22 protein-coding genes are annotated in these 22,383 nt (G+C 65.1%); 10 read left to right on the plus strand and 12 right to left on the minus strand.

Annotated features, from left to right (window positions below):
• Window positions 1-369: 369 nt before the first annotated feature.
• The gene (locus AC3RCG_RS25780) at window positions 370-948 is read right to left on the minus strand and encodes an NnrU family protein (protein WP_492402245.1); all 579 of its coding nucleotides are present in this window, start codon (window positions 946-948) and stop codon (window positions 370-372) included.
• A gap of 69 nt (window positions 949-1,017) precedes the next feature.
• Window positions 1,018-1,410, minus strand: a complete 393-nt coding sequence (locus tag AC3RCG_RS25785; protein ID WP_070290944.1) for an Imm10 family immunity protein — start codon at window positions 1,408-1,410, stop codon at window positions 1,018-1,020.
• Between the two features lie 147 nt (window positions 1,411-1,557).
• On the opposite strand from AC3RCG_RS25785, the gene AC3RCG_RS25790 reads away from it, so the two are divergent.
• From AC3RCG_RS25790 to AC3RCG_RS25800, 3 genes are all read left to right on the plus strand, one after another.
• The gene (locus AC3RCG_RS25790) at window positions 1,558-1,974 is read left to right on the plus strand and encodes a GNAT family N-acetyltransferase (protein WP_070220730.1); all 417 of its coding nucleotides are present in this window, start codon (window positions 1,558-1,560) and stop codon (window positions 1,972-1,974) included.
• A gap of 7 nt (window positions 1,975-1,981) precedes the next feature.
• Window positions 1,982-2,728 carry a M56 family metallopeptidase gene (locus AC3RCG_RS25795; RefSeq protein ID WP_492402244.1) on the plus strand — a complete coding sequence of 249 codons (747 nt, stop codon included), beginning with the start codon at window positions 1,982-1,984 and terminating at the stop codon, window positions 2,726-2,728.
• A gap of 64 nt (window positions 2,729-2,792) precedes the next feature.
• Window positions 2,793-3,293, plus strand: a complete 501-nt coding sequence (locus AC3RCG_RS25800) for a hypothetical protein (RefSeq protein ID WP_070290942.1) — start codon at window positions 2,793-2,795, stop codon at window positions 3,291-3,293.
• Between the two features lie 6 nt (window positions 3,294-3,299).
• Here the strand turns inward: AC3RCG_RS25800 and AC3RCG_RS25805 are convergent, their stop codons facing one another.
• Window positions 3,300-4,115, minus strand: a complete 816-nt coding sequence (locus AC3RCG_RS25805) for a class I SAM-dependent methyltransferase (protein WP_070290941.1) — start codon at window positions 4,113-4,115, stop codon at window positions 3,300-3,302.
• Between the two features lie 411 nt (window positions 4,116-4,526).
• On the opposite strand from AC3RCG_RS25805, the gene AC3RCG_RS25810 reads away from it, so the two are divergent.
• Both AC3RCG_RS25810 and AC3RCG_RS25815 read left to right on the plus strand, forming a co-directional pair.
• Window positions 4,527-5,363: a universal stress protein gene (locus AC3RCG_RS25810; RefSeq protein ID WP_492402242.1), complete on the plus strand. Its 837-nt coding sequence runs from the start codon at window positions 4,527-4,529 to the stop codon at window positions 5,361-5,363.
• Between the two features lie 69 nt (window positions 5,364-5,432).
• Window positions 5,433-6,302, plus strand: a complete 870-nt coding sequence (locus AC3RCG_RS25815; protein WP_492402241.1) for a hypothetical protein — start codon at window positions 5,433-5,435, stop codon at window positions 6,300-6,302.
• Window positions 6,303-6,353: 51 nt separating this feature from the next.
• Here AC3RCG_RS25815 and AC3RCG_RS25820 read toward each other — a convergent pair whose 3' ends face one another.
• The 4 genes from AC3RCG_RS25820 to AC3RCG_RS25835 form a co-directional block, all read right to left on the minus strand.
• On the minus strand, window positions 6,354-8,672 hold the full coding sequence (locus AC3RCG_RS25820; RefSeq protein WP_070220307.1) for an NADP-dependent malic enzyme: 2,319 nt from the start codon (window positions 8,670-8,672) through the stop codon (window positions 6,354-6,356).
• Window positions 8,673-8,870: 198 nt separating this feature from the next.
• Window positions 8,871-9,233: a hypothetical protein gene (locus AC3RCG_RS25825; protein ID WP_492402240.1), complete on the minus strand. Its 363-nt coding sequence runs from the start codon at window positions 9,231-9,233 to the stop codon at window positions 8,871-8,873.
• Complete coding sequence (locus AC3RCG_RS25830; RefSeq protein ID WP_492402239.1) at window positions 9,217-9,810, minus strand: SMI1/KNR4 family protein; 594 nt, start codon at window positions 9,808-9,810, stop codon at window positions 9,217-9,219. The genes AC3RCG_RS25825 and AC3RCG_RS25830 overlap by 17 nt, the downstream gene beginning before the upstream one ends.
• A 39-nt stretch (window positions 9,811-9,849) precedes the next feature.
• Window positions 9,850-11,037 (minus strand): MFS transporter, encoded by a 1,188-nt coding sequence (locus AC3RCG_RS25835; RefSeq protein WP_070290937.1) that lies wholly within the window; start codon window positions 11,035-11,037, stop codon window positions 9,850-9,852.
• A gap of 122 nt (window positions 11,038-11,159) precedes the next feature.
• On the opposite strand from AC3RCG_RS25835, the gene AC3RCG_RS25840 reads away from it, so the two are divergent.
• Window positions 11,160-11,681 (plus strand): MarR family winged helix-turn-helix transcriptional regulator, encoded by a 522-nt coding sequence (locus AC3RCG_RS25840; protein ID WP_070290936.1) that lies wholly within the window; start codon window positions 11,160-11,162, stop codon window positions 11,679-11,681.
• Here the strand turns inward: AC3RCG_RS25840 and AC3RCG_RS25845 are convergent.
• Window positions 11,678-12,286 (minus strand): hypothetical protein, encoded by a 609-nt coding sequence (locus AC3RCG_RS25845; protein WP_492402238.1) that lies wholly within the window; start codon window positions 12,284-12,286, stop codon window positions 11,678-11,680. The genes AC3RCG_RS25840 and AC3RCG_RS25845 overlap by 4 nt on opposite strands.
• An 89-nt stretch (window positions 12,287-12,375) precedes the next feature.
• Here AC3RCG_RS25845 and thiL point away from each other — a divergent pair, with 89 nt between their 5' ends.
• Entirely contained in the window at window positions 12,376-13,356 is a 981-nt protein-coding gene (gene thiL, locus AC3RCG_RS25850) for a thiamine-phosphate kinase (protein ID WP_070290934.1), read from the plus strand.
• Window position 13,357: 1 nt separating this feature from the next.
• Here the strand turns inward: thiL and AC3RCG_RS25855 are convergent, their stop codons facing one another.
• From AC3RCG_RS25855 to AC3RCG_RS25865, 3 genes are read right to left on the minus strand one after another with little or no spacing between them, the layout of a single operon-like run.
• Window positions 13,358-15,934 (minus strand): EAL domain-containing protein, encoded by a 2,577-nt coding sequence (locus AC3RCG_RS25855; RefSeq protein ID WP_070290933.1) that lies wholly within the window; start codon window positions 15,932-15,934, stop codon window positions 13,358-13,360.
• Window positions 15,931-17,961 (minus strand): sensor histidine kinase, YfiR-like protein-associated, encoded by a 2,031-nt coding sequence (locus tag AC3RCG_RS25860; protein ID WP_070220315.1) that lies wholly within the window; start codon window positions 17,959-17,961, stop codon window positions 15,931-15,933. The genes AC3RCG_RS25855 and AC3RCG_RS25860 overlap by 4 nt, the downstream gene beginning before the upstream one ends.
• Complete coding sequence (locus AC3RCG_RS25865; RefSeq protein WP_162995783.1) at window positions 17,962-18,579, minus strand: TOL_0243 family YfiR-like periplasmic protein; 618 nt, start codon at window positions 18,577-18,579, stop codon at window positions 17,962-17,964. It abuts the gene before it with no gap.
• A gap of 223 nt (window positions 18,580-18,802) precedes the next feature.
• On the opposite strand from AC3RCG_RS25865, the gene AC3RCG_RS25870 reads away from it, so the two are divergent.
• The gene (locus tag AC3RCG_RS25870) at window positions 18,803-19,285 is read left to right on the plus strand and encodes a CinA family protein (RefSeq protein ID WP_070290932.1); all 483 of its coding nucleotides are present in this window, start codon (window positions 18,803-18,805) and stop codon (window positions 19,283-19,285) included.
• Here AC3RCG_RS25870 and AC3RCG_RS25875 read toward each other — a convergent pair.
• The gene (locus tag AC3RCG_RS25875; protein ID WP_070291064.1) at window positions 19,275-21,047 is read right to left on the minus strand and encodes a GGDEF domain-containing protein; all 1,773 of its coding nucleotides are present in this window, start codon (window positions 21,045-21,047) and stop codon (window positions 19,275-19,277) included. The two genes, AC3RCG_RS25870 and AC3RCG_RS25875, sit on opposite strands and share 11 nt — an antisense overlap.
• A gap of 212 nt (window positions 21,048-21,259) precedes the next feature.
• Here AC3RCG_RS25875 and AC3RCG_RS25880 point away from each other — a divergent pair, with 212 nt between their 5' ends.
• On the plus strand, window positions 21,260-21,988 hold the full coding sequence (locus AC3RCG_RS25880) for a P-loop NTPase family protein (RefSeq protein ID WP_070220320.1): 729 nt from the start codon (window positions 21,260-21,262) through the stop codon (window positions 21,986-21,988).
• Entirely contained in the window at window positions 21,989-22,342 is a 354-nt protein-coding gene (locus AC3RCG_RS25885) for a conjugal transfer transcriptional regulator TraM (RefSeq protein ID WP_070220322.1), read from the plus strand.
• Window positions 22,343-22,383: the final 41 nt, after the last annotated feature.

The following is a 22,383-nucleotide window of genomic DNA, read 5'->3' on the forward strand; positions in this document are numbered from 1 at the left end:
AGCCACTACAGATTTTCGAAGGGGCGTAAGTTTTGAAATTAATACAATTCAGTGCTGGATTACAAAAATTGTGGAATCCCACTTACAAACAAGTCACAATTAGATGGATCCATGATTAATTTTTTGATACTTTTAGTGTCGCTGTCATAGGTAATTCGATTCTGGCTCCCGGCACCACAGAACACTTACTGTACTCGCTCAAACCCGACCATCGCCACATGCTGCGGGCTTTTTATATTAGCGCCCCAACCTGCGCTCCCGCCCCGGCGGCATCCCCCGCAGGCGCACAATGGCGGCGCCCGATTTGTCGCTTAGCTCGTCGCAGGCCACGCCACGCGCAAGCCGATCTCCCTCGCTTGCTCCATCCCGCTATCCAAACGGCCGCACGCCAAACAGCACGCCGTGCAGCCAGAATGCCAGCAGCAGCCACAGCGCACAGCCCGCGACTATGGCGATCAGCGTGCCTTGGATGGTGCCGCCCTGGTATGCCACGCCGGCCGCGCGGTCGCGCTGCACGGCCGAAACCAGATCCACGGACGCCCAGACGAGGAAGCCGCCGAACAGCAGCACGTCGGCCACGTTGCCATTGGCCAGCAGATGCGCGACGGCCCACAGTTGCGTGCCGAGCAGCATGGGATGGTGCACCAGGGTCTTGATGCGGTTGCGCGGCACATTGGCCGCCGCCAGCAAAATCAGCGAGAACAGCATCAGCAGGCCGCTGGCGTGGCGCAAGCCCATGGGCGGCGTCCACAGCACCTGCGGCTGCTGGCGCGCCAGGGAGTAACCCCAGATGATCAGGCCCAGGCCGGCAAACGCCACGAGCGAGTACAGCCCCTTCCAGCGCTTTTCGCCGAGGCGAGCCAGCTGGGCGCTGCGCCAGCCGTCGGCGACGATGCGTACCGAGTGCAAGCCCAGGAACAGCAGCAAACCGAGTATCAGCACCGTCATCTTATTCTCCCCCAGTCAATGCCCGCTATCGAGCATACGCGACGCCGTGGCCGGCGCCGTCCGCGCAGATCAACGTTCTTCGCGATAGTAGTCGCAGCCCTCGAACGTGGTGCGCAGCGCCTGCTGCAGCTGGGCGTAGCGCTCGGGCGTCAAGTTGAAACGCACGTCGATCTGGCCGTCGTCATCCATCTGCATGGCGGCCTCGGCATCCATCTGCACGGACAGGCGGTTCGGATGCAGGATCACGGCGTGCATGTGGCCATACCACGCAAATTCCTGGCCGCCATATTCAATATACGGTTCGTCCATGCCCGTAGCGACGTCCTGCTCGTCGTATTCATCGGCGCGCTGCAGCATCAGGTAGACGGGCTCGCCTTTGCCCGCTGGCGCGGCCAGGGTGGTGATCAGGGCGTCGTCTTCATGGATGACGGACAACTCGGTGGCGGTAAATCCTGCGGACATGGCATGCTTTCAACAAATAAATGAATGACGCCACCATAGCGCAAAAGCGCCGCGCACGACATAGGGCGCGGCGAATAAAGCGTGCCGCCGCCGGCCGCGCTCGCCGCCTATAATGGCCATTCCATCCATATTGCACAGGAGACCGTCTTGACTGCCGCATCGCCCTACACCACCCGCCTGGCCATTCCCTCCATCGCCACCTATCAGCAGCTGCGCGTCGCCGCCGGGCTGAGCGCAAAAACCGCGGAGGCGGCGGCCAAGGGCTTGCCGAATTCCCTGTTTGCCGTGCAAGTGCTGCATGGCGACGAGGTCGTCGGCATGGGCAGGGTCATCGGCGATGGCGGCTGTTTTTACCAGGTCGTCGATATCGCCGTGCTGCCGGCCCACCAGGGCAAGGGCTTGGGCAAGCTGATCATGCGCGAAATCCGCCAGTTCATCGACAGCGACGTGCCGGAAAGCGCGTACGTCAGCCTGATCGCCGATGGCCAGGCGCAAGACCTGTATGCGCAGTTCGGTTTCAAGCATACGGCGCCCGCCTCCGTCGGCATGGCGCTGAAACGTTAGGCGCCCGATGCCGGTCTGGCTGCTGTGCTGCATGGTGCTGGCGCTGCTGTTGAGCGCTGCCGCCTGGCGCGCCGAGCGCGCGCGGCAACGGCGCGGGCGCACGACACGCTGGCTGTGGCTGGCGGCCATCGCCGCGTCCGTCATCTTGCCCCTGGCGTGGCTGCCCGGCGTGCTGGCGGCCATGCCGTCGGAGCAGGCGCAGCTGAAACTGGGCTGGTTTGCCTTATCGAGCGGCATACTCTTGCTGCTGGCGCTACGCAGCATCTGGCTGCTGTCGCACCAGCGGCGCTGGCAGAAAACATCGCTGCTGGGCACGCCAGTGTACTTGAGCGGCGGCATCGGCCCCTGCGTGGCGGGACTGCTGCGGCCGCGCATCGTGATGCCCGTCTGGCTGCAACTGATTCCTCCCCAACAACAAGCGCTGCTGCTGGCGCATGCACAATGCCGGCTGGCCACGCGCGATCCGCAGTTGCTGGCCCTGGCCTACGGCTTGATCGTGATCATGCCGTGGAATGTGCCCCTGTGGTGGCAGCTGCACCGGCTGCGCTTTGCCATCGAGGTCGATTGCGATGCGCGCATGCTGGCACGCGGCCACGCGCTGCACGACTATGCCTTCGTCCTGCGCCGGCACGGCCAGTATTATTCGGGCTTGACGGGCGCCTCGCCCATCGTGCTGAACGATCCGCTGGCGCTGCGCCGGCGGCGTCATCTGATGGCCAGATTTACCCGGGACCGGGCGGCGAACTTGCTATAGTAGCGGCAACGCCGCGCGGCATGCCCGCGATCCCGGCTTCCCCCTTAGAAATCAGAGAGATACCATGCTTTACCTGCTTGCCATCGTGATCGTCATCGCCCTGCTGTACTACGTCTTCAGCGGCCGCACGCCCGTCAAACCGCTGCACAAGCCACTCGTGTCCGTGCGCCAGTACGTGCCGGCGATCCCTGCGGGCGCACCGGCGCACCACTGGAGCGACGAGGGGCGCTTTGCGTCGGAAGTGGAAAACGAAGCGATGTACCAACCCGCCATCGCCAAGCTGGCCGGCGAACACGGCCCCGGCAACGCGGAAGAAAAATGCCTGGCCCTGCTCGTCTGCGACGATGCCAATCCGTTCCAGGACAAGGCCATCGCCGTCTTCATCGACGGCCTGCTGGTGGGCTACCTGTCGCACAACGACGCCCTGCGCCTGCGCCGCAACCTGGGCCGCATGGATCTGGTGGGCCAGCTGACCTCGTGCGACGCCGTCATCCGCGGCGGCGGCCTGTGGAACGGCAAGCGCCTGTCGTACGCCGTCTGGCTGGACTTGCAGCCGTACAACTAATGATCGCTATAGCGCGCGCGCCAGCCTGACGGCCCGCGTGGCAATAAAGCTGGGCAGGAATTTTTCAATTTCAAAGCGCGGGTGGGGATGCATTTCCTCGTGGTAACCGGCCAGCACGAAGCCCGCCGCCAGCTGGCCGCCGATCTGGCTGTCCAGGCCGTGGCCGAAGACCAGCGCCTCGCCCTTTTCCATGCGCGCCGCCAGCGCATCGGCATCCATATCCTCCACATCCGAATACGGCAGCACGAAACGTGGCCGTATCAAGCCCTGCTGTGCCCATTGCGGATCGCGGTCGCCGATGAAGACGGCTGGGTTAAAGAAACTGCTCAGCAGCACGCCGCCATCGGCCAGCACGCGCGCGCATTCGCGCCACACGGGGGCGATATCGGGCACGTACTGGTTCGACACGGGGTGGATGATGACATCGAAGCTGGCGTCGGCAAAGCAGGCCAGATCGCGCATATCGCCCTGGACGGTGGCCAGTTGCAAGCCGTCGCGTTCGGCCACCATGCGGTCTTGCGCCAGTTGCTGTTCAGACAGATCGAAGACGGTGACGTGCGCGCCGGCGGCAGCCAGCACGGGCGCCTGCTGCCCGCCGGCACCGGCCAGGCACAGGATGCGCTTGCCGCGCACCTCGCCCAGCCAGCCGGCCGGCAAGGGACCGGGCGTCAGATGGATTTGCCACTGCCCGGCACGGGCCGCGGCGATGGTGGCGCTGTCGACGGGTTGCGACCACGGGCTGTTCCGTGCAGCCTGGGCATCCCAGGCTTGCTGATTGTGCTGCAAGAAGTTGTTACCGTTATTACCTAAAGGCATCGTCATCCTTTCAGAAAAACAGGACGCGAATGTAGCATGACTCCAGGCAAGGCGCCACACTGCGCGTGCTGGCCGAAAAGAATACGAGAAGGCCTGGAAGCCCGAGAAGTGAACTCCCGCCACGGCCAGCGTTGTTGCGTCACACAAAGAAGTGCCGGACAGATGGCGCCGGCGCCGATGCAGACCACTGGAAGGACAAGGAGTTCAATGCCATTATGGCTGGTGGCGGACCCCGCATTTTGATGCACATCAAACAGCTCGCAATCTCCTGGCTATCGCCTTGCGAAAGGCCCTCGTCCATATTTTTTTGACCCACGTCAAGCCCCGCATAAGAAAACCGCCCGCCGGCACGGCAATGCTGGACTTGCCCGTGTTGCCGTTCTAGCCTTGTTGCCATCCTGACTAGCGAATGACACCATGGCTTACAAATCCATCCTCGTCCACGCCGACCTGTCGCGCCATGCGCCGCAGCGCATCGCCATCGCGGCGCGGCTGGCGCACGCGCACCAGGCGCACCTGATCGGCGCGGCCATGACGGGCGTGTCGCGCTTTACCCTGGAAAACAACCGCGGCATGCGCGGCGGCGCCGTGGCGGCGCAGATCAATGCCCTGCACGGGCAGGCGGAACAGGCGCTGGCCCAGTTTGAAACACTGGCGCGCCAGGCCGGCGCCGTCTCGCTCGAGCGGCGCCTGATCGAAGACGATGAGGATGGCGGCATGGCCGTCAGCGCCCGCTACAGCGATCTGACGGTGCTCAGCCAGCACGACGACCTCGAGGCGCTGCCCGGCGCCATGAGCGACCTGGTGCCCTATGTGATGCTGAATGCGGCGCGTCCCGTGCTGATCGTGCCGCGCAGCGGCCAATTCGCGCAAGTGGACAACACGGTGGTGGTGGCCTGGGATGGCAGCATGGAGGCGACGCGCGCCATCGGCCACGCCCTGCCGCTGCTGCGCGCGGCGCGCCTGGTGGTGCTGGCGCTGCTGCACCCGCCGGCCGGCCACGCGCAGCCGGCGCGCCACCCGGGCGCCGACATCGCCGCCTACCTGAGCCGCCATGGCGTGCCCGTCGAAGTGCGCTCGGCCATCACCACGGCCGACATCGGCGCGGCGCTGCTGGCCATGGCCGCCGAAGTGCATGCGGACCTGCTGGTGATGGGCGGCTACGGCCACGCGCGCTTCCGCGAAATCCTGCTGGGCGGCGTGACGGAAACCGTGCTGCGCCAGATGACACTGCCCGTGCTGATGGCGCATTGAGGTCAAGCGCGCCATGTCTATTTATTAAATAGCTATAATTGCCTGATTACTTACTTCAAGGCAATTTACATGAAGCAACAACTGATCAATTGGGGCAGCACCCTGGCGCCGTTCGGCAGCGAACTGCTGTGGACCGCCCTGCCATCGATGCTGCTGTATGGCATGCTCGGCTTTGTGCTGGCGCTCGGCATCTGCTACCAGCTGGCCAGAAAATGCCTGCTCGTGCGCCGTCCGCGCGCCTGGCATGTGGCCGCCAAGCTCAGCTATGTATTGATCCTGCTCGCGCTGCCGCTCCTCGGCGGCGGGTTTGGCGCCGTGCACAGCGCACACCGCATGGTCAATCAGGCCCTCGAGCGCGACCTGCAGCCGGTGGTCGAAGCGCAGATGCCGGCGCTGCGCGTCTACCTGGAGCAGCAGGTCAAGCTGATCGCCCCGGGCCAGCCCATCAGCGTGCGCAGCCTGCTCGAACCCTTCGTGCAAGGCATGTATTACCAGCCCACGTCCAGCAGCTACTGGGAACGCAGCAAGGCGCGCTGGATCAATGAATTCATCCTGCGCCGCGGCAGCGTGCTGCTGACGCAAGTGCTGCAGGAACAGCTGATCGCCAGGGTCGGCCTGCTCGGCGAAGCGCTCAAGGGCGCCAACTTCCGTGGCCAGGCGACGGGCGAGCTGGCCGCGCTGGGCACCGACCTGGCCGTGCGCCTGACCACCGACGTGGCGCGGCAGGCCGACTTCAGCAAACTCGACAAGTCAGTGCCGATGATTTTCGTCGACGCCATCAAGCGCCAGGCCGGCGCGTATTTCAATTCGCTCAAGATCACGCTGTGCCTGTTCGCGCTGGTCGCGCTGCTGCTGGTATGGGGCGAGATCATGCTGTACCGCCACTATTACCTGCGCCGCCATCCGGCCGCCACGGCCCTGCCCGTGCAACCGACGTAAAAAAGCCGCCCCTCCTTGCGGATGGGGCGGCTTTTCATGTGCAGCTAACGCTTAGACCTTACGCTGGGCCACTGCGTCGACCACGCACAAGGCCGTCATGTTGACGATGCGGCGCACGGTGGCCGATGGCGTCAGAATGTGCACGGGCTTGGCGCAGCCGAGCAGGATCGGACCCACGGCGATGCCGTTGCCGGCCGCCGTCTTCACCAGGTTGTAGGCGATGTTGGCCGATTCGATGTTCGGCATGACGAGCAGGTTGGCGTCGTTCTTCAGTGCCGAATTCGGCATGATCTTTTGACGCAGCTTGCTGTCGAGGGCCGTATCGCCGTGCATTTCGCCGTCGATTTCCAGGTCCGGCGCACGTTCCTTGACGATGGCCAGCGCGGCGCGCATCTTTTGCGCCGAGGCGCTGTCGCTGGAACCGAAATTCGAGTGCGACAGCAGGGCCGCGCGCGGCGACAGGCCGAAACGGGTCATCTCTTCGGCGGCCATGATGGTGATCTCGGCCAGCTGCTCGGCGTCCGGGTTTTCATTGACGTGCGTGTCGACCATCACCAGCTGGCGCTCCGGCATGATCAAGACGTTCATGGCCGCATACACATTGCTGCCGGCGCGCTTGCCCAGCACCTGGTCGATGTATTTCAGGTGCAGCTGGGTGGTGCCGAAGGTGCCGCAGATCATGCCGTCGGCATCGCCCTTGTGGATCATCATCGAGCCGATCAGGGTGTGGCGGCGGCGCATTTCCAGCTTCGCGTATTCCTCGGTGACGCCCTTGCGGCTGGTCATCGCGTAGTACGTGTTCCAGTAATCGCGATAGCGCTCGTCGAAGTCCGGGTTGATGACGTCGAAATCGACGCCTTGCTTGAGGCGCAGGCCGAACTTCTGGATGCGCGCTTCGAGCACGGGCGGACGGCCCACCAGGATGGGACGCGCCAGTTTTTCATCGACTACCACTTGCACGGCGCGCAGCACGCGCTCTTCTTCGCCTTCGGCGTAGACGATGCGCTTGAGTTCGGCCGGCGTGGATTTGGCCATCAGGAACAGCGGCTTCATGAAGGTGCCGCTGCGGTAGACGAATTGCTGCAGGCTGTCCGCGTACGCCTGCAAGTCCTTGATCGGACGCGTGGCGACGCCGGAATCCTCGGCCGCCTTGGCCACGGCCGGCGCGATCTTGATCAGCAAACGCGGATCGAACGGCATCGGGATCAGGTATTCAGGACCGAACGACAGGTTGCTGATGCCGTAGGTGGTGGCGACGATGTCGGACTGCTCGGCGTGCGCCAGGTCGGCGATCGCGTGCACGACGGCGATTTCCATCTCGCGCGTGATGGTGGTGGCGCCGCAATCGAGGGCGCCGCGGAAGATGTAGGGGAAGCACAGCACGTTGTTGACCTGGTTCGGATAGTCCGAACGGCCCGTGGCGATGATGGCGTCGCTGCGCACGGCCTTGACTTCTTCCGGCAGGATTTCCGGATTCGGGTTGGCCAGCGCAAGGATCAGCGGGTTCGGCGCCATCTTGCGCACCATGTCCTGTTTCAGCACGCCGGCGGCGGAAACGCCGAGGAAGATGTCGGCGTCCGGGATGACTTCGCCCAGGGTGCGCAGCGGCGTGTCTTGCGCGAAGCGTTCCTTGTCCGGATCCATCAGTTCCGCGCGGCCCTTGTAGACGACGCCGGCCAGATCGGTGACGTAGATGTTTTTCAACGGGAAGCCCAGGTCGACGATCAGGTCCAGGCAGGCCAGCGCCGCGGCGCCCGCGCCCGAGACCACCAGCTTGCAGTCCTCGATCTTCTTGCCGACGGCTTTCAGGCCGTTCAGGATGGCCGCGCCGACGATGATGGCGGTGCCGTGCTGGTCATCATGGAAGACGGGAATCTTCATGCGGTCGCGCAGCTGGCGCTCGATGTAGAAGCACTCGGGCGCCTTGATGTCTTCCAGGTTCACGCCGCCGAAGGTCGGTTCCAGCGACGCGATGATGTCGACCAGTTTATCGGGATCCGATTCGTTGATTTCGATGTCGAAGACGTCGATGCCGGCGAATTTCTTGAACAGCACGCCCTTGCCTTCCATCACCGGCTTGGCGGCCAGCGGGCCGATATTGCCCAGTCCCAGCACGGCCGTGCCGTTGGTGATGACGGCCACCAGGTTGCCGCGCGCCGTGTATTTATAGGCATTCGCCGGATCGATGACGATTTCTTCGCACGGTGCCGCCACGCCTGGCGAGTAGGCCAGTGCCAGGTCGCGCTGGTTGGTCAGTTGTTTGGTCGGCGTCACGCTGATTTTGCCGGGGCGCGGGCACTCGTGATACTCGAGTGCGGCCAAGCGCAATTGTTGACGCAATTCTTCTTTTTTATCAGATGACGAATCCATGCTGTGCTGCCTTCCTGTTTGGTCGATCGGGTGTTCCGGATTTTATCAGACCGATTCTTTCAATTAGCTAGGTATTTTCCGCTAGCCACAGTCTGATATCACGAAAACGCATAACCTAGCATTGTAAGGCCGTCCGGCGGCACAAACGTCCTGAACAGGAAAAACTATCAAATTTTAGATTTCAATTAGTTTTTATGATCAGTCGCCGGGAGCACGCCACAGCGGCAGCGCGGCGACGGCGCGCTCGAGATCGTCCATGTCGTCGCCGCCCAGGCTGGTGTCGAATGGGGCGGACAGGATGCGCCGCATCAGGGCCAGGCGCGTCGTGGCTTGCTCCTCGTCGATGAAGCGCGTCGTCTCCGCGCAATACTGCGCGCGGCGCAGGGCATCGGCGCCGTCATCGTCGCCGTCGGGATAATAATGGCGGCCGATGTTATGGAGCGATATCAACAAAAATTCGATCTCGCGCAGGATGCGCAGCGCATCCTCGCCGGACAGCACGATGCGGCGGTTGGCGGGCAGCAGGGACGGCGGCGCGGCGCGCTTATTCGAAATTGTCATCGATCAGGAAGCCGTAGCCGTCATCGATCAGCATTTGCAGATACGCGTCGAAGCTGTCGGCGATGACCTGGTAGTTGTCGGGATCGTGCAGGAAGCGCACGACCTGCCCCACCTTGCCCGACGCCGTGGGCGTGAAATCGACATACAGGCGCGACGAGCCGCCATTGTTCATGCAATGCGAAAAACACAGGCGCTGGCCCTGCTGGATGCCCGCGTCGATGCGGGTATCGACGATGCCGGGGTCGTCGTCCAGGTAATGGCCGTAGATATCGGCGATGCTGCGCTGGTTCGCTTGCCGGTCTTCCAGGATCTGTTCGACGGAACTCAGGTAATACGGGTACTCGAACACGTCCGAGCCCAGCATGTACACCAGTACCATGCCGCCCGCATACTCCTGATAATACGTGCCGTTGTACTGGCCCAGCAGGCGCAGCAGGCTGTCCGGGCACAGCGGATACGCCTGGCGCAAGCTGGCCAGTTGCGCCGCGCTGGCGCCGCTGGCCAGCGCCAGCTCCGCCAGCGGCTCGGGCGGCATGGCCTGGCGCAAGCCGGCTAAATAGTGGTCGACGATGTTCATAGCCGAAATATATCAGCTGGCCGATACGCCATGCGCACGCTAGCGCGCACCGGCCAGCCGCGCCCCCGGCGCGAAGCGCACGGCGATCAGCAGCAACAGCACGACGCCCCCGGCCATCACCATCCACGCCTGGGCCAGGCTGGACGAATGCTGGCGGATCAGGCCGGCGATGAAGGGCATGCTGCTGGCGATGATGTAGCCGCCGCCCTGCACGAAACCGAGCAAGGCGCCGGCGCCTGCCGGGTCACGCACGTGGTCCATGCTGACGATCAGCGACAGGGGAAACAGGGAGCCGATGCCGCAACCGAGCAGGATCACGGCGGGAATGGCCAGTTGCGCGGGCGCCACGATCAGGCAAGCCAGGCCGGCCAGCACGGCCAGCAGTACCGACAGCAGCAGGATGCGGCGGTCGGGGAAGCGGTGGATGATGCTGGAAATCGCCAGTCCCGCCAGCACTTCCACCAGGGTCAGGCCACCGAGCAGCAAGCCGCTGTCGGCGGCGCTCCAGCCCAGTTCCGTGTAAAACGGCGGCAGCCAGGCCAGCACCAGGGTATAGGCGCCCGTGCCGATGCCAAAGAACACCATCAGCAGCCAGGCGCGGCGGCTGCCCACGGGCAGGCTGGCACCCGCGCCGCCGGTCACCTCCACGCGCGAGGCGGCGGCGCGGCGCCACAGCAGCGCGGCGGCCACGGCGGGCAGCGCCCACAGGGCCAGCAGCGCTTGCCAGCCCCAGCTTTGCGCCAAGGGCGAAGCGGAGGCGGCCGCGATGGCCGCGCCGCCCATGATGCCGGTCGTATAAAAACCCATCAACTGGCCCGCCCGCTCGGGGAAATGGCGCTTGATAAAGGCCGGCAACAAGGCTTGTACCAGCGCGATGCCCAGGCCGCCCAGAGCCGCCGTGGCGATCAGGCCGCCGCTGCCGTGCAGGGGCCAGCGCAGCGCGCAGGCGGCAGCGATGATGGCGATGCCGATCCCGATGCCGCGCACCACGCCCAGACGGCGCTGCAGCTGCGCGCCCGCCAGCGCGCACACGCCCATGGCGAACACGGGCACGGTGGTCAGCAAGCCCGCGTCGGCATTGCTGAGGCCCGTGCTGGCCTGGATGCTGTCGAGCAAGGGGCCGATGGCGGCCAGGATGGGGCGCAAATTCAGGCCCAGCAGGATGATTGCGGCCACCAGCAGGGCGGACGAGGGCAGCGGAGAAGAGACGGGGCGTTCAACAGGCATGGCAGAGTAGTCCTTGCCTCGCAGGGAGGCACATGGTTTAATGCGTGACATAATCACTTGATGAAAAGTATCTTAACATAAAGATAGAAATCTATCTTGATGTCGAGATAAATGCCTACGCCATGACGGATACCCCGCAAGAACACGCGCGCGCGCAATTTGCCGCCGCACAATGGCAGCGCGAGCTGCCGCAGATGGATACGCGCGCCATGCAGCTGGTGGGACAGTTGGGCACGGTGGCGCAGCTGATGGCGCGCGACTGGCTCAATCCCCTGTTCGCCGAACACGGCTTGCAGCCGGGCGAATTCGACGTGCTGGCGACATTGCGCCGCTCGGGCGCGCCCTACAGCCTGACGCCGACGGCCCTGTACGAGGCGGCCATGCTGTCCTCGGGCGGCATGACCAACCGCATCGACCGGCTGGAAGCGGCCGGCCTGATCGAACGGCAGAAGCACCCGACGGATCGGCGCGGCGTGCTGGTGGCCCTCACGCCCCAGGGACTGGCCTTGATTGAAAAGCTGGTGCTGCTGCACGTGGAGAACGAGCGCGCCATGCTGTCGGCCTTGAGCGCGGACGAGCAGCGCCAGCTCGACCAGTTGCTGGCCAAGCTGCTGCACGGCATGGCGCAGGCGAAGAAGAGCTAAGCAGCGAGCAGCTGCGCCAGCTCGCGCAGCGCTGCACTGCCGCGCCGGGCCAGGCGCTGCAGGTCGGCAGGGTCGTGGCTGTCGTACAGGGCCTGGACATGGCCCACGCTGGCCGCGCGCAAGTCGATATCGCTGTCGCGGTCTGGAAGCTCGGCGTCGGCCACGTGCCCCTCGACCAGGGTCAGATAGTAATGGCGGGGCTTGCCGCGCAAATTGGCGGCAAACTGCAGCACCAGGCCGCTGTCGAACAGCAGGGCGCCGCTGCGGCCGCCCTGCTCCAGCAGCACGCGAAACGCGGGCAAGGGCTGCCGCGCCGCGCGCAGGAAACCGGCCAGGTGCACCTGGTAACCGAGGTCCAGTCCATTCGCGCCCAGCTGGCCGCGCTGCAGATACGCCTTGAACGACGCCTGCACGGGCCGCTTGCCCCTGCGGAACAGGCGCTCATCCTCGTACAGGCACAGCTGACCACCGTCGCTGATGGCGTCGAAGCCATGTGCTACCAGCTCCTGCGCCTCGAAGGTGGCCAGGCCGACGGCTTGCGGGTCGCGCAGCCAGCCGTGATCGAGCCAGGATTGCAGTAGAACGTGAATATCGGAAAGGGGCATGGCAAGTTGCTCGGCAATGACAAAGGCCTGTATTGTAGGCCAGCCTATAATAGCCGGGCCACACCATCACTCAACGAACAGACCACGCCATGGCCCCACACGACGCGCTTTCCGAATTCGACCTGATCAAACACTATTTCGTGCGCCAGCGCCCCGGCCGCGCCACCTTGGGCATCGGCGACGATTGCGCGCTGATGACGCCAGCGGCCGGCAAGCAGATCGCCATCTCGTCGGACATGCTGGTCGAGGACCGGCACTTCTTTGCCGGCGCCGACGCCCGCATGCTCGGCCACAAAAGCCTGGCCGTGAACCTGTCCGACCTGGCCGCCATGGGCGCGCGCCCCGTGGCATTCACGTTGGCCCTGGCGCTGCCGCAAGCGGAACGCGCCTGGCTGGCCGGCTTTGCCGAAGGCCTGTTCGCGCTGGCCGACGCCTTTGATTGCGAACTCATCGGCGGCGACACCACCAAGGGTCCCTTAAATATCTGCATCACCGTGTTTGGCGAACTGGCGCCGGGCCAGGCCCTGCGCCGCAGCGCGGCCGTGGCGGGCGACGACATCTGGGTCAGCGGCACCCTGGGCGACGCGCGCCTGGCGCTGGCCGGCTACCGCATGGAACAGGAATTGTCGCCAGCCGACCTGGCCACTGCAGGCGCACGCATGCACACACCGACGCCGCGCGTGGCGCTCGGTTGCGCGCTGGCAGAAGCGGGCCTCGCGCATGCGGCCATCGACATTTCGGACGGCCTGGTCGGCGACCTCGGTCACATCTTGAAAGCGTCGCGCGTGGGCGCCACGCTCGACGTCGACGCCCTGCCGGCCGGCCCCGTGCTGGCGCGGCAGGAAACAGGCCTGCGCCGCCGCTACACGGCCGCCGGCGGCGACGACTATGAACTGTGCTTCACGGCGCCCGCATCGTCGCGCGACGCCATCGCCGCACTGGCGATCAGCTGCGGCACGCCCGCCACGCGCGTGGGCCGCATCGAGACGCAAGCAGGCTTGCGGCTGGTGGATGCGGCCGGACAGCCGCTGGATTTACAACTAAGCTCGTTCGACCACTTCAGCGACTGAGCTAGCGCACCGCCACGCGCGCCAGCCCCGGCTGGTTCACCATCCAATAGTGCTGGAAGGCCAGGCGGATGTTGTCGCGCAGCTGGGTGTCATCCCACGGCTTCGTATAAAAACGGTAGATGGCGCCCCGGTTGATCGAGTCGAGCACCGCTTCCAGGCCCGTGTAGCCGGACAGGATGATGCGGATGGTTTCCGGGTACAGCTCTTTTACTTTGCTGAGGAATTCCGTGCCGCTCATGCTGGGCATGCGCTGATCGCAGACGATGACGTGCACCCGGTGCAGGGCCAGCATCTCGAATCCTTCGGCCGGCGTGCTGGCCGTGAGGATCTGGTAGCCCTCGGGACGGAACAGGCGGTGCAGCGACGACAGCACGTTGACGTCGTCGTCGACGATGAGCAGGGTTTGCGCCGGCTGGGCGGCCGGGTCGTGGCCAGGCGGCAGGCCGGCGCCCGCGGCGATCATCTGCCCCAGTTCCAGCGCCGGCAGGGCGCGGCTGAAATAAAAGCCCTGGATTTCGTCGCAGCGGTTGCGCCGCAGGTATTCGAGCTGCGGGCGCGACTCCACGCCCTCGGCCACCACGCTCAGTTTCAGGCTGTGCGCCATGCTGACGATGGCCAGCGCGATGGCCGCGTCGTTCGGGTTGCTGGTGATGTTGCGCACGAAGGCGATGTCGATTTTCAGCTTGTCGATGGGGAAGCGCTGCAGATACGCGAGGCTCGAGTAACCGGTGCCGAAATCGTCGATGGCCACCTTCACGCCGATCTTCTTCAATTTTCCCAGCACGACGATGGTGCGCTCGGCGTTCGACATCAGCGCCGTTTCCGTCAGTTCCAGTTCCAGCAGCTCGGGCGCCACGTTGTGCCGTGTCAGCGCGCGCGTCACTTCGCCTTCCAGGTCGCCTTCGGCAAACTGGCGGCTCGACACGTTCACGGCCACGTGCACGGGGCCCACTTCGCTGTCGCGCCACTCGGCGATCTGGCGGCAGGCGGCCTGGATCACCCAGGCGCCCACGCGCACGATCAGGCCCGTGTCTTCCAGCACGGGCACGAATTCGGCCGGCGCCACCAGGCCGTAGCCGGGGCGGCGCCAGCGCAGCAGCGCTTCCACGCCGCTGATGCGGCCCGTGCGCAAATCCACCTTCGGCTGGTAATACAGGATGAATTGCTCGTGTTCGAGCGCATGGCGCAGCGCCAGTTCCAGGTCCAGGCGCGCCAGCACCTGCACGTTCATGCCGGCCGTGAAAAAGCGGTAGCCGTCGCGGCCCGCCTGCTTGGCGCCGCCCATGGCCGTATTCGCGTACTTGATCAGCGTTTCCGGGTCGGTGGCGTCGTCCGGATACATGGCGATGCCGATGCTGGCCGTCAGGGTGGCCGCGTGGCCGCGCAAGTCGAACGGCGCGCGCAGGGCTTCGCGCACCTGGTTGGCCACGGCCACGGCTTCCTGCTGGTTACGGCTCATGGTCAGTATCAGCGCGAATTCGTCGTTGCCCAGGCGCCCCACCGTGTCGCGCAGGCGCACGCATTCGACCAGGCGGTTGCTGAACTGGCGCAGCAGTTCGTCGCCCAGCGCCGCGCCCAGGGTGTCGTTGATGCTTTTGAAGCGGTCCAGCGCGATGAACAGCACCACGATGCGCCAGCTTTTTTCCTGCGCCAGTTCGACGGCCTGGGCCAGGGTCTGGTAGAACAGGCTGCGGTTCGGCAGGCCCGTCAAGCCGTCGTAATGGGCCAGGTGTTTCAGGCGCTCCTGCGCCTGGCGCCGCTCGCTGATGTCGCGCGCCACGGCGATCAGCAGCAGGCCGCCCGCAGCCTGCCCGCCCATCACGGGCGCCTGCGCATACCAGTGCCAGCCCAGTTCCACGGGTATCAAGCTCAGGTCGCGCCGCACCAGTTCGCATTCCGTCACTTCCGTGGCCAGGTGGGCCGGGCCGCCCGGCAGCGCGGCCAGGGGCGGGGCCGGCGGCGACGGCAGCAGGCTGCCGGGCGCCAGCGCCAGCAGTTCGGCGCGCGCATAGCCGAGCAGGCGGCACGCGCCGTCGTTGACGTCGACCAGGGTCATGCCCAGCACGTCGACGAGGAAGATGGCGTCCGTGGTGGCGTCCATGGCGCCGCGAAAGCGCTGCAGTTCGGCCGTGCGCTGGCTCACCGTGCGTTCGAGCAAGGTGTTGTAGTGGCGCGCGGCGCGGTGCAGCAGCCGCACTTCAAGCATGTTGCGGATGCGCGTGAGCACTTCGAGCGCGTCGAAGGGCTTGCTGATGAAGTCGCGCGCGCCCGCTTCCAGCGCCGCCAGTTTGGCGTCCGGGTCGGCGGCGATCACCAGCACGGGCAGATAGCCTTCCCGCTCCAGCGGACGCAAGGCATCCATCACCTCATAGCCGCTCATGCCGGGCATCACCAGGTCGAGGATGATCAGGTCGAACTGGTGCCGCTGGTGCAGGCCGGCCACGGCGCGCGCGTCGAGGGTGCTGCTGATGGCCGTGTAGCCGCCGCTTTGCAGCAAATGCTCGAGCAGGCGCAAATTGACGTCCTGGTCGTCGACGATGAGAATTTTCGCCGCATAGATATCGGCCTGGCTGATCATGGCGCGCCTGTTCCCTTCTGCCGGCGCTGCTGCGCCACATAGGCCAGGGTGCTGTTGATCGCCTCGGTAAATTCATCGAGGTTGATCGGCTTGGTCAGGTAGCGGTAAAAGCCCAGCGCCATGCTGCGCTCGACGTCGCCCGGCATGGCGTTGGCCGTCAGGGCGATGACGGGAATGTGCGCCGTGCGGGGATCGGCGCGCAGCAGCTTCAGCGCTTCCGTGCCGTTCACGTGCGGCAGATTGATGTCCATCAGGATCAGCTGCGGCAGGTGCGTGCGCGCCATTTCCACGCCCAGGCGGCCATCCGTGGCCGTCAGCAGCTGCAATTGCGGGCAGTAGCGGACGATTTCCTCGACCAGGGTCAGGTTGGCGGGATTGTCTTCCACGTACAGCAAGGTCACGGGGGCGCTGTGATCGAGCAGCGCCCCGGCCAGGTCGGGCCGCGGCAAGGCCAGCAGGTCGGGTGCGGGCAAGGCATCGACCACGCGCAGCTCGATCCAGAAGGTGCTGCCTTCGCCGGGCGCGCTGCTCACGCCGATGCTGCCATCCATCAGCTCCACCAGGCGCTTGGTGACCACCAGGCCGATGCCGCTGCCTTCTTCCGTGCCGCCCTCCTGCCCCAGCCGGTTGAAGGGCTGGAACAGCAGCGCCACCTGTTCGCCGTCCAGGCCCACGCCCGTATCGCGCACGCTGATGCGCACCCGTCCGTCCGCCTGCGGCGCGCAATCGATGGCCACCTGCCCCTGCTCGCGGTTGTACTTGAGCGCATTCGACAGCAGGTTCAACAGAATCTGCTTGAGGCGCGTGCGGTCGGCCAGCACGTTCAGGGGGCAAGCGTCGGGAAAGGTCATGCCGATGCCGCGCTGGCTGGCCAGCGGCGCGATCATGTCGCGGCACTCCTGCAAGATGGCGTCCAGGCCCACCGGTTCGAGCGAGAGGCTCACGGTGCCCGATTCCACCTTCGCCAGGTCGAGGATTTCATTGATCAAGGTCAGCAGGTGGCGCCCCGATTTCAGGATATGCCCGGCGAACTCCTTCTTTTGCTCCAGGGTCGACGGCAGGCGGTCGGAACTGAGGATTTGCGCGAAGCCCAGGATGGCGTTGAGCGGCGTGCGCAATTCATGGCTCATCGACGACAAAAACGCCGACTTGGCATAGTTGGCGCTGCGCGCCTCTTCCATCGCCATGGCCAGTTCGCCATTCGTCATTTCCAGCTGCATCGTGCGCTCGTGCACGCGTACTTCCAGCTCCTGGTTCAGGCGCATGACTTCCTGCTGCGCCTGGGTGCGCTGCTCGCCCTCGCGCGCCAGCTCGCCGTTCGAGCGCTCCAGCGCCTGCGTGCGCAGCTCGATCTCGGCCAGCATCTTGTTGAAGGAATCGACCAGCTGCGCCACCTCGTCGACGCTGAGCTTGCGCGCGCGGCGCGAGTAGTCGCCCGTCTCGATCACTTCGCGCGCCACGTCGGCGATGTCGAGGATGGGCTGCGTGATGACGAAATCGAGGCGGCGCAGCAGCAGCAAGGCCACCAGCAGCGCCAGCACCGTCACGCCCAGCGCGATGGCCAGGTAATCGGCCGTGCGGCCTGCCAGCTCGTAATCGGCGCGCAGATACACGGTGCCCAGCAGCTCGCCATTGTCGACGATGGGCTTGAACAATTCGACGGATTTGCCCGCGATGCTGACGCCTTCCTTGCCCGCCTTCGCCGGCAGCTCGCCCAAGCGTTCATTCGCGCGGTAGCTGGCAAACAGGCTGCCGTCGGCCTTGTACAGGGCGCCGGCCGTCACGCGCGGGCGGATGCGCATCAGATTGAGGTTTTCCAGCGCCAGGCGCTCGTCGTCGAAGGCCAGCGCGGCCGAACTCATGTGCCCGAGCAGTTCGGCCTGGGTACTGATGTCGGCCACCAGGTTGCGGTGGTAGGCGCGCAAGTCATAGGCGACGATGGTGCCCAGCGAAATGACGAGCGCCACCAGGGTGGTCAGCAAGACCACCGACATCAGCTTGTGGCGGATGGAACGCAGTCGTATCATCTAGGCGCCTCCCGTCTGCACGCGGTAGGCGGCCAGCAGCATGCGCGCGCTGATGCGGATATGCGCCTGCGCCACGGGTTTCAGCGCCACGTCGAAGCGCACCTTGTCTTCGGCCATCACAAAATTGATCATGCTGCCCATCGCGTAGACCTCATCCGAATCGGACACCGTCAGCAACGCCAGGCCACGGCTGGCGGCCAGCATTTCCTGCAGCGCCATTTTATCCAGCGCGCCCAGGTACAGCACGTGCAGTCCGGCCAGCGCGTCGCCGCGGCGCACTTTTTTCACCTGCACGGCGCGGCCGTTGACGCTGTGTCCGGCCACGCTCTGTTCGAGCTGCTCGGCCAGCGCATCGGCGCCCGCCACGCCGATCACCAGCGGGGAGTCGGGCCGGGCAAAGCTGCCGTCGGGCCACTCGACATAGCCGGCAAACTTGTACAGATATCCGGCCTTCACCTGGCGTTCCAGTTCACCCGGCACCTGCGCCCGCGCATCGGCGCACAGCACGCCCAGGAGCAGCATTAGCCAGCCCCAGCGCAGGGAGCGGCGAGCAGCGCCGCGCACAGGGCGGCGCAGGGGGCCAGGATGACGCCACCAGGTCCAGTTCAGAATTGCCATGACAACCGAGTAAAGATAATGCATATGAAGGCGCGGCACCATGCCGCCTGCCTGTTCGAGCGATGCGCACCAGGGTGGCGCAGCGACAGAGCGCCTGCCGGCCCGAAGTGGTAGCAAATGTATAAAAGAGTGTACGCATTTTCGCTGTGACCGGGGAAAGTTTCTTTTACCGTCGGCCATGCTACAGTCTTGCCACCATTTTCACCGCACACAGGAGCCATCCATGAGCAAGGAACTCGTCCCCCTCTCCACCGCCGTCGGCCTGGCCTTGCAGGCGAAAGGCCTGTTGCTGGCCACGGCCGAATCGTGCACGGGCGGCGGCGTGGCGCAGGCCGTCACCGACATCTCGGGCTCGAGCGCCTGGTTCGAACGGGGCTTCGTCACCTATTCCAACGGGGCCAAGACCAGCATGCTGGACGTGCCCGCCGAACTGATCGCCGCACACGGCGCCGTCAGCGAGGAAGTGGCGGCCGCCATGGCGCAAGGCACTCTGGCCCACAGCGAAGCCCAGGTGGCCGTCTCGACCACGGGCATCGCCGGCCCCACGGGCGGCGTGCCGGGCAAGCCCGTCGGCACCGTCTGCTTCGGCTGGGCCATGGACGGGCGCGTGCAGACGCAGCGGCTGGTGTTCGCGGGCGACCGGCAAGCCGTGCGCGAGCAGGCGGTGGCGCACGCCTTGCGGGAACTGCTGCGTTTTATTCAGTAGCGCCGGCGATGCAGGCGCGGTCGCGGCCCGCCTGCTTGGCCGCGTACAGGGCGCTGTCGGCGCGCATCAGCAATTCATGGCGGCCGGCGCCGTGGCGCGGATATTCGGCAATGCCGGCTGAAAAGGTGCAGCCCGTCAAGCTGTGCGGCGCCTGCTGGATCAGCAGCTGGCGGTAGCGCGCGGCGATATCGTCGATCTTGTGCGCGGCGATGAGGCTGTCGGCTTCGCGCAACAGCAGGCAGAATTCCTCGCCGCCATAGCGGCACACCATGTCGCTGCCGCGCAGCTGGCCTTCCACCAGGCGCGCGAACTGGATCAGCACTTCGTCGCCAAAATTATGCCCGTAGGTGTCGTTGACGCGCTTGAAGAAATCCAGGTCGATGATGGCGATGGCCACGGGCGCATCCGCGTCGGCCTCGTGCAGGATGGCATTGAGGCAGGTTTCGAAATGGCGGCGGTTGTACAAGCCCGTCAGGTGGTCGCGCATGGCCTGCTCCTTCAGGCTGTCCTGCAGGGAATTGACGTGCAGGATCTGGTGCGCCAGTTCACGGTTCAGGTGCTCGAGCTTGACGTTTTCCGATTCGCGCGCCGCCTGCAGCTCCAGCGCCTTGTCGCGCTCGGCCTTCAGGCTGTGCATTTCCTTTTCCAGGTTGCGCATCAGGCTGCGCGAGGCGCGCGCCGACTTGCTGCTGGCCTCGTACGCGGCCTGGTATTGCTGCAGGAAACCGTACGCGGTTTGCCATTCGCCCAGCTGGGAATTGATGTCGGCCAGGCCGCGCAGGATCTGTTGCTGGTGAAACGGATTGCGCGTCCAGCTCAGCAGGCTGTGCGCCTGCGTCAGGGACGCCAGCGCCTGCGCCGTCTGGCCCGCGTGCAGGTCCAGCTTGCCGCGCACCAGCCATGCATGCATCTGCTCCTCCAGGTCCTGGCCCCGGCGCGCATAGTCTTCGGCCCGCAGCAGCAATTGCAAGGCCTTCTCGGGCTGGCGCAGCAGGATGGCGGCATGGGCGGCGATGCAGAACAGGAAGGCGCGCACGGCCAGGTCTTCTTCCGGCCACTCGTAAAACGGCTCGACCAGCGCCAGCGCCTCGGCCGGCTTGCCGGTGGCTAATAAACACATGGCCAGGTTGGCCGAAACGATGGTTTGCTGGTATTTGAGCTTTTGCGTGCCGATGATGTCGAGCGCCTCGACCAGCAGGGGGATGGCGTCTTCATCGTTGCCCAGGTCATGCTGCGACGACGCCAGGTTCGACAGGCTGTTGACCCGGTGCGCGGGGCTGCCGAAACGCTCGGCGATGTCGAGCGCCAGCAGGAAATTGCGCGGGCCGTCCTGCGTATCGCCACGGTTCAGGGCATCGACGCCCAGGCGCGCGTACAGCATGAACTTGTGCAGCGAGTCGGGGATCTGCGCGGCCTGGCTGCGCGCCTGCAGGAAATGCTGCTCGGCATCGGCAAAGTCGCCGCGCCGGCTCGCGTACGCGCCCTGCAGGGCGGCCACTTCCATGCCGCCTTCCAGGTCGCAGGTGTGCTTGAAATAGTCGCGCAGACGCTCGCACGACGGCTCCGTTTCGCCCGCATAATAGGACAGCCAGCAATGATTGAGTTCCGCATATGCGCCGCCGCGCGCATACTGTTGCCGTTGCGCCGCCGCCAGCGCCATCTGCGCCAGCCGGCGTGCCTGGCGGCGGTTGCCGATCAGACAGGACAGGGCTTGCTGATTCAAACGGTCAATGTCGGCTTTATCGAGACTGGAGATCGGCACTGCGTCCTCGTTCACACTCTGGGGTGCATTTTTCACACAAAACTTGCTTTGTATCAATGGTATCCTGATTAACATCATAACCAGATTCGCGCGCGCGCATGGCATCTTTGCAAAGGATTGTGGTAAAAATGCCAGTCGTGGCCTGCCCGGGCGCCAGCGCCGCTGTCACGGATCTTTGATTGTCACTGACGCAACAACTTGGAGTAGTCGCAATGCAAAACACGGTACATTTCATCCTGCAGGGCAAGGGCGGCATCGGCAAGACCCTCGTCTCGACCCTGCTGGCCCAGTGGATAGGCGGCAAGGACGACACGCCGCTGCGCTGCTACGACACCGATCAGGAAAACGCCACGTTCTCGCGCTACAAGGCGATGAACGTCAAGCATGTGCCCGTGATGACGGATGCGCGCAACATCGATCCGAAACGCTTCGACGCGCTGATGATCGACATCCTCGACACGGACGGCAACTGCGTGATCGACAATGGCGCGAACACGTTTTCGCCGCTGATGGGCTACCTGCTGGAAAACGACTGTTTTTCGCTGCTGGAAGAATCGGGCCGCAAGGTGTACATCCACACCATCGTCGGCGGCGGCGACACCCTGCACGACACGGCTACGGGTTTTGTCGCGACGGCCCAAGCGACGAAGGTGCCGCTGGTGCTGTGGCAAAACGAACACTTCGGCCTGCTGCAATCGGCGTCCGGCAAGCAATTCGTCGAATCGCAGTCGTATGCCGACAACCGCGCGCGCGTAAAAGGCAGCATCACTTTGAGCCAGCGCAACCCCGACACCTTCGGCGCGGACGTCAAGAAAATGAACACGGCGCGCCTGACGATGCAGGAAGTGCTGCAGAACGACAAGTTCAACATCATGGAAAAGCAGCGCATCAAGGTCGTCTACCGCGACATCTTCGAACAGCTCGACAAGGTGCAGTGGTAGATGGACCGGCACACTCTGCGCAGCCACGTGTTCGACAAGACGGGCATCAAGGTCGACGTCGACGACCCGATATTCGCCCTCGTGGCGCTGAACGAAGCCGTGCTGGCGGACACCGTCGAGCGCCAGCTGGCCCTGCTGGACGCCGCCACGCAGGCGCTGGCGGCGCAGGCGCGCGCCACGGGCGGCTTGCCGCCCGAACCGGCCGCAGCCATGCCGCAGCCCATGCAGCAAGCGCCCGGGCCTGTCCCCCTTTTTACGCCGCGCGAATGGCGTTTGCTGGGCGCGGCGGCCATCGTCTCGCTCGCCTGCGCGCTGCTGGTGCTGGGCGGCGCGGCCCTGCTGTATCAACCGTAGCACCGACCGTAGCACCATCGCGCTGGGCCAGCCACGAGCGG

The organism is Janthinobacterium sp. GW823-FHT01H08 (assembly GCF_058797855.1).